This window comes from uncultured Thermus sp., assembly GCF_938010445.1.
Lineage (GTDB): Bacteria > Deinococcota > Deinococci > Deinococcales > Thermaceae > Thermus > Thermus altitudinis.
This window is the reverse complement of sequence record NZ_CALLUR010000167.1, coordinates 23,199-29,571: the sequence shown is the minus strand read 5'-3', so window position 1 is coordinate 29,571 and position 6,373 is coordinate 23,199. Positions and strand designations below refer to the sequence as shown.

General features: G+C 66.2%; 7 protein-coding genes and 1 pseudogene. 5 read left to right on the top strand and 3 right to left on the bottom strand.

Translation table 11 applies throughout. The features are described 5' to 3' along the window. Positions 1–44: 44 nt before the first annotated feature. Positions 45–573 (top strand): annotated as a pseudogene (locus Q0693_RS09330) (VTT domain-containing protein). Positions 574–590: 17 nt separating this feature from the next. Here the strand turns inward: Q0693_RS09330 and Q0693_RS09325 are convergent. Both Q0693_RS09325 and Q0693_RS09320 read right to left on the bottom strand, forming a co-directional pair. Continuing rightward, positions 591–893 (bottom strand): transcriptional regulator, encoded by a 303-nt coding sequence (locus tag Q0693_RS09325; protein WP_243030094.1) that lies wholly within the window; start codon positions 891–893, stop codon positions 591–593. 3 nt (positions 894–896) lie between these two features. Continuing rightward, positions 897–1,853: a sodium-dependent bicarbonate transport family permease gene (locus Q0693_RS09320; RefSeq protein WP_243030093.1), complete on the bottom strand. Its 957-nt coding sequence runs from the start codon at positions 1,851–1,853 to the stop codon at positions 897–899. 47 nt (positions 1,854–1,900) lie between these two features. On the opposite strand from Q0693_RS09320, the gene purE reads away from it, so the two are divergent. From purE to Q0693_RS09300, 4 genes are all read left to right on the top strand, one after another. Then, the gene (purE, locus tag Q0693_RS09315) at positions 1,901–2,395 is read left to right on the top strand and encodes a 5-(carboxyamino)imidazole ribonucleotide mutase (protein WP_243028589.1); all 495 of its coding nucleotides are present in this window, start codon (positions 1,901–1,903) and stop codon (positions 2,393–2,395) included. Further along, positions 2,392–3,495, top strand: coding sequence for a 5-(carboxyamino)imidazole ribonucleotide synthase (locus Q0693_RS09310; RefSeq protein ID WP_298631087.1), 1,104 nt, complete (start codon positions 2,392–2,394; stop codon positions 3,493–3,495). The genes purE and Q0693_RS09310 overlap by 4 nt, the downstream gene beginning before the upstream one ends. Positions 3,496–3,532: 37 nt before the next feature. Next, positions 3,533–4,669, top strand: a complete 1,137-nt coding sequence (locus Q0693_RS09305) for an AMP-binding protein (protein ID WP_298631084.1) — start codon at positions 3,533–3,535, stop codon at positions 4,667–4,669. A gap of 213 nt (positions 4,670–4,882) precedes the next feature. Further along, the gene (locus tag Q0693_RS09300) at positions 4,883–5,803 is read left to right on the top strand and encodes a carbohydrate kinase family protein (RefSeq protein ID WP_243030090.1); all 921 of its coding nucleotides are present in this window, start codon (positions 4,883–4,885) and stop codon (positions 5,801–5,803) included. Here the strand turns inward: Q0693_RS09300 and hisH are convergent. Then, positions 5,774–6,370: an imidazole glycerol phosphate synthase subunit HisH gene (gene hisH, locus Q0693_RS09295; RefSeq protein ID WP_298631080.1), complete on the bottom strand. Its 597-nt coding sequence runs from the start codon at positions 6,368–6,370 to the stop codon at positions 5,774–5,776. The two genes, Q0693_RS09300 and hisH, sit on opposite strands and share 30 nt — an antisense overlap. Between the last annotated feature and the right edge of the window lie 3 nt (positions 6,371–6,373).

Below are 6,373 nucleotides of genomic sequence, written 5' to 3'. Positions count from 1 at the left end.
AAGCCTCTGGGCCCTGCGTAAGCCGGCGGTCCAACCCTCCTGAGATGAGCCTCTGGGCGTATCTATTGCCAGCCCTCCTCCTGCTCTTGGAAGTGGGCTTTCCCTTAGGCGTCTTCGTGCCCGGAGGGGATACCCTGCTCCTGGCCTTGGGAGCCCTGGCGGGAAAGGAAAAGCTAAGCCTCTTTCCCCTGCTTCCCCTTCTCTTTTTGGGAAGCTTCCTGGGCCATGGCCTGGGGTACGGGTTGGGGCGGATCCTGGGTCCCAAACTGCTGAAGCGGTTTCCGGAGAGGCTTAGGCAACGAGCCAACCGGTTCCTCAACCGCTTCGGCCCCCCGGCCTTGCTCCTAGCCCCCTTTGTACCGGGCCTTCGCACCGCCGTGCCCATCCTGCTGGGGGCCATGGGCTTTCCCTGGCTACCCTACCTGGCCCTCGCCGCCCTGGGAAGCCTTCTTTGGACCCAAGGCCTGGTGCTCCTAGCCTACTTGGTGGGGGAAAGGCTCCCCGCTTGGCCTATGGCCCGTCCTCCTCCTGCTGCTTGCCCTTGCCCTTTTGCGGCGAAAGCCTGGGGACTAAAGCGCCTTGAATCCCGCCTACACGTATTTCTCCCCCCGCACCACCCAAACGTTCTCCACATAGGCGATCACGGCATAGTGGGGGAAGTAGGCCTCCTGCAGCCGGGCTAGGATGCGGAGGGCCACCTCCTCAGGGACGATGGTCTCCAAGCGGATGTTCTGCCCCTCCCAGTCCAGGCTGCGCATGCCCCTCGAGCCCTCCCCCCTGGCGGGCACGATGGTGTACCCTTTGGCCCCCAGGCGCTTGATCTCCTCCACCAGCTTCTTCTCCAGGATGCTTTCCGCCACGATGGTCACCAGCTTCAAAGGCACCAGGTCCATGCTTCACCCCCCCATCCACTGGGCCAAGGCGTGGTAGATGGGAATGCCCAAGACCAGGTTAAAGGGAAAGGTCACCGCCAAGCTGGCGGTGAGGTACAGGCTGGGATTGGCCTCCGGCAAGGCGATGCGCACGGCAGCGGGGGCGGCGATATAGCTGCTGCTGGCGGCCATGGCCCCCAAAACCGTTGCTCCTCCCACGGAAAGCCCCACCCAATGCCCGAGATACACCCCGATAGCCCCATGGAAGATGGGCAGGAGGGTGCCATAGAGGACCAGGCGGAAGCCCACCTGTTTTAGGGCCGCGAACCTCGAGGCCGCCACCATCCCCAGATCCAGCAGGAAAAGGGTGAGGACCCCATAGAAGGGATCCACAAAAAAGGGTTTTACCCGGTCCATCCCCCCCTCCCCGGAAAGGGCCCCGATGAGAAGCCCTCCCACCAGGAGGACCACGCTCCTCCCGGTAAGGACCTCCTGGAAGGCTTCACCCAGGTTCCCACCTCCCCGCTTGGCCAAGAGCAGGGCCACCACGATACCCGGCACCTCCAAAAGGGCCACCAGGGTGGGCAAGAAGCCCTCGGGCCTGTGGCCCACCCCTTGGGCAAAGGTGAGGGCCGCCAAAAAGGTCACCGCAGAGACCGAACCGTAATGGGCGGCCAAGGCTCCAGCATCCACCCGGCCTAAGGCGAGAAAGCGGCGGGCCAGAAAATAGCTGGAAAGGGGGCGGAACATCCCCAGGCCCAGGGTGGCCAAGGCGGGAAGGAGCAGGGTGGCCGCGGGGGTCTTGGAAAGCTCCACCCCCCCTTTGAACCCGATGGCGAAGAGCAGGTAGATGGATAGGGCCGTGTACAGGGCCTCGGGAAAGGCCAGGTCGCTCTTGAGAAGCCGGGCCGCCACCCCCAGGGCGAAGGCCAGCACCATGGGGGAAAGGAGGTTGAGCCGAAGCAGTTCCAAGGCATCCATGGCCTGCCTTTTACCACGAGGGGGAAGGCTTGGTACAATCCGGTACGATGCGGCCTTTGGTGGGCGTTATCATGGGTTCTAAGTCTGACTGGGAAACCCTGCGCCATGCGGCGGAGACCCTGGAGGCCCTAGGGGTTCCCTATGAGGTGCGGGTGGTCTCCGCCCACCGCACCCCGGACCTCATGGCGGAGTACGCCAAAACCGCCAAGGAGCGGGGGCTTTTGGTGATCATCGCTGGAGCGGGTGGGGCGGCCCACCTCCCGGGGATGACCGCCGCCCACACCCCCCTGCCCGTGCTGGGGGTACCGGTGGAGAGCAAGGCCTTAAAGGGCCTGGACTCCCTCCTCTCCATGGTGCAGATGCCGGCGGGCGTCCCCGTGGGCACCCTGGCCATCGGCAAGGCGGGGGCGGTGAACGCCGCCCTGCTTGCCGCCAGCATCGTGGGGCTTTCCCACCCCCAGGTGATGGAGCGCCTCGAGGCCTACCGCAAGGCCCAGACCGAAGCCGTCTTGGCCCACCCCGACCCCCGGGAGGAAGGATGAGGATAGGCATCCTGGGCGGGGGACAGCTGGGCCGGATGCTGGCCTTGGCCGGCTATCCCTTGGGACTTTCCTTCCGCTTCCTGGACCCCTCCCCCGAGGCCTGCGCCCGCCAGGTGGGGGAGCTCTTGGTGGGTGATTTTCTGGACGAAACCCTTCTCCAGCGGTTTGCCGAGGGGCTTGATCTGGTCACCTACGAGTTTGAGAACGTCCCCGTGGAGGCGGCCCGCTTCTTGGCAAAGAGGCTTCCCGTATTCCCTCCCCCCAAGGCCCTGGAGGTGGCCCAGGACCGCCTGGCGGAGAAGGCCTTTATGGGAGGCCTGGGGGTACCCACCCCTCCCTTCCACCCGGTGGATAGCCTCGAGGAGCTGGAAGAGGGCCTGAGGGCCCTGGGCTTTCCCGCCCTCCTCAAGACCCGCCGGGGCGGGTACGACGGCAAAGGACAGGTGCGGATCGGCTCTTGGGAGGAGGCGCCTAAGGCCTTCCAGGCCCTGGGGGGAAGGGGATTGGTCCTCGAGGGGCATATCCCCTTTGACCGGGAGCTCTCCATCCTGGGGGTGCGAAGCCGAACCGGGGAGGTGGCCTTTTACCCCCTGGTGGAGAACCGCCACCAGGAGGGCATCCTGCGCCTCTCCCTGGCCCCGGCTCCCGGGACCTCCCAAGCCCTCCAGGAAAAGGCCGAGACCTACGCCAAGAAGGCCATGGAGGCCCTGGGGTACGTGGGGGTTCTGGCCCTGGAGCTTTTCCAGGTGGAAGGGGAGCTCCTCTTCAACGAGATGGCCCCCCGGGTCCACAACTCGGGCCACTGGACCATAGAGGGGGCGGAAACGGGCCAGTTTGAAAACCACCTGCGGGCCCTCCTGGGCCTCCCCCTGGGGAGCACGGCCCCCAGGGGCCATAGCGCCATGGCCAACCTCATCGGCCACAAACCCGACTTCGCCCAGGTCCTCGCCCTTCCCGGAGCCCACCTCCACTGGTACGGCAAGGCGGTGCGCCCAGGGCGGAAGGTGGGGCATATCACCTTGCGGCGGGACACTTGGGAAGGCCTAGCCCAGGACCTTCCCCATCTCCTCACCCTGGCCCAGGCTCCTGAGCGGGTATAATCCCCGTGTTCCCTGCGGGAGCGGAAGGAGGCGATCCATGGACCGGAACGCTCGGCTCAAAGAGGTGGTGCGCGCGGCCAAGGAACACCCCGTCTACCGGGAGAAGCTTAAGGGAATCCACCCGGAGGAGGTCACCCTGGACAACCTGGGGGAGCTTCCTCCCACCACCCGGGAGGAATGGGTGGCCTACCTTAAGGAAAACCCCAGGCCGCCCACAGGGGCCAGCCTCATGCACCTGACCCCGAGCCCTTTCATGGGCTGGATGCCGGAGTACCTCTCCCAGGAGGACCTCCGTTACCAGACCGAGGCCCTGGCGGAACACTACCGGCGGCTTGGCCTCACGGGGAAAAAGGTGCTGGTGGCCTTCAGCTACCACGTGTATGCCGGGGGGTGGCTCTTCCACCAAGCCCTTTGGCGGGCGGGGAACCTGGTCTTCCCCCATGGGCCCGGGGAGGCCAGCCGCATCGCCGAGATCGGCCAGGCCTACGGCTTTGACGTGCTGGTCACCAACCCCTCCTTCGCCCTCAAGGTGGGCCAGGCGGGGGGGCGGTTCGCCCTCCTTCTGGCAGGGGGCGAGCCCTTCACCTCCGTCCCCGGTTTCCGGGAAAAGGTGGAGGCCGTTTTGGGGTGCACCGCCCTGGATGCCTATGGCACCAGCGAGCTGGGGATCGTGGCCGGGGAGCAGCCCGCCAAGGATGGCCTTTGGGAGATCCCCGAGATGGCGGTGCTGGAGGTGTTGGACCCGGAAACCCTAAAGCCCGTGCCCGACGGGGAAAAGGGGGAGCTGGTGGTCACCGCCCTAAGCCGCACCCTCATGCCCATGGTGCGCTTCCGCACCGGGGACCTGGCCATCGCCGAGAGGCGGGAAGGCCTCACCGTCCTACCCCGGGGAGTCTTTGGCCGCACCGACCAGATGGTGAAGGTGAAAGGGGTAAAGTTCTACCCCACGGAACTGGCCCCCATCCTGGGCGGGTTCGGCCTGGACCCCAGGGGCTACCAGGTGGTGGTGGAACGCAAGCTGGAGGGCACGGACAAGCTGGTCCTTCGGCTTAAGGCGGAGAAGGTGCCCGCCGGGCTTCTGGAGGCCATCACCAAGGCCACGGGCCTAAAGGTGGACGAGGTGGAGCTGGTGGGGGAGCTGGAAGGAGGCCTGGTGGTGGATCGGCGCTTTTAATGCCACCCCACCTTGGCTTTCGCCAAGGTGGGGGCCCTGGTATGTTCACACCCAGAGGGCATGGTGAAGAGAGGGTATAAGGGGGTGTAGAGGCGTCCTCTTGGGGCCACTTGTTACATTCTTCTCATAACCCCGGGGTATACTCCTCCCAAAGCAACGGGGCCCTTGGGCTATAGTAAGGGCAAACCCTGTGCCTTGTGGGAAGGAGGCAAGATGCGGTTTTTCGTGGTGGGCGACGTTTCCGTGGACCTGCTCTTCTTCGTAGAGCGCATACCGGAGCCGGGGGAGGAGGTTCCTTCCCGCCGCGCCCTGATGAAACCAGGAGGCGCCGGAGCCACCCTGGCGGTGCAGCTCGCCAGCCTGGGCCACCGGGTCTACCTGGCGGGCCGGGTGGGGCAGGACCCCTTCGCGGAGCTGGCCCTTTCCCGGGTGCGGGAGGCAGGGGTGGACCTCAGGCACCTTCAGGAGGACCCCGACCACACCACCAGCTCGGTGCTGATCCTTTTGGTGCCCGGGGGGGAAAGGGCCATGGTGAGCGCCGAGGGGGCAAGCCGTTACCTGGATCCCTCCCTCTTCAAGCCCCGTTTCCTAGACCAGGCGGACGCCGTGGTCCTCTCCGCCTACGCCCTGGTGGGAGGGCCCAGCCGCAGCTATGCGGTGGAGGTCCTCGAGGCCGCCCGCAAGCGGGAGATGCCCATCTTCGCCGATCTGGGGACGGGGGCGGTGCGGGTAGCGGGCAAGGAGCTTTTGCGTTACCTCCGGGGGGTGAGCTGGCTCCTCATGAACCAGACGGAGCTTCTGGCCCTGACCCAGGCTTCCTCCCTTTCCGAGGGGGTAGCCCGCCTCCGGGAAGAGGGTTTCCACCATCTGGCCATCAAGGTGGGGGCCCTGGGGTCCATCGTGGTCACCCCGGAAGGGGAGGAGCTCATTGAGCCCTTTCCCGTGGAGGACATCGTGGACTCCACGGGGGCCGGGGATGCCTACACCGCCGCCTTCGCCCACGCCATTCTGAGCGGAAAGAGCCCCCTGGAGGCGGGCAGGCTGGCCAACCTGGCCGGGGCCCTGGCCGCCACTGCCATCGGGGCCCAGGGCAGGCTCATCCGCCTAGAGGACCTGGAAGTAGCGGTGGGCTAAGGACAGGAAGGCCAGCCCGGCCCTCCCGCTTTTCTCCGGGTGAAACTGGGGGGCAAGGAGGTTGTCCTTGGCCAGGAGGGCGGTGAAGGGCGTACCCTCATACTCCCCCTGGCCCAAGGCATGGGGAGTGAGGGGGCCATAGTAGGAGTTGGCGAAGTAAAAGTGGCGTCCCGAAAGCTCCTGGAAGGCCCCAGCAAAGCGCACCCGGTTCCAGCCCATCTGGGGTACCCGACCCCGGGGAAAGCGCCTCACCACCCCTTCCACCAGGCCCAAACCCCTAACCCCGGGGGCCTCCTCGCTTTCCTGGTAGAGGACCTGCATGCCCACGCAGATGCCCAGGAAGGGGAGGCCCCTTTCCAGGTGGGCCAAGACCCTGTCCACAAAGCCGCTGTTTCGGAAGGCCTGCATGACCTGGCCGAAATGCCCCTGGCCGGGAAGGACCAGGAGGCTGGCCTCGAGGTGGGCCCGGGGGTCCGAGGAGACGGCCACCTGGAAGCCGGCCACCTCCAGGGCCTTGGCCGCACTCCGAAGATTCCCCGAGCCGTAGTCAATTAGGACCGCCTTCATCCC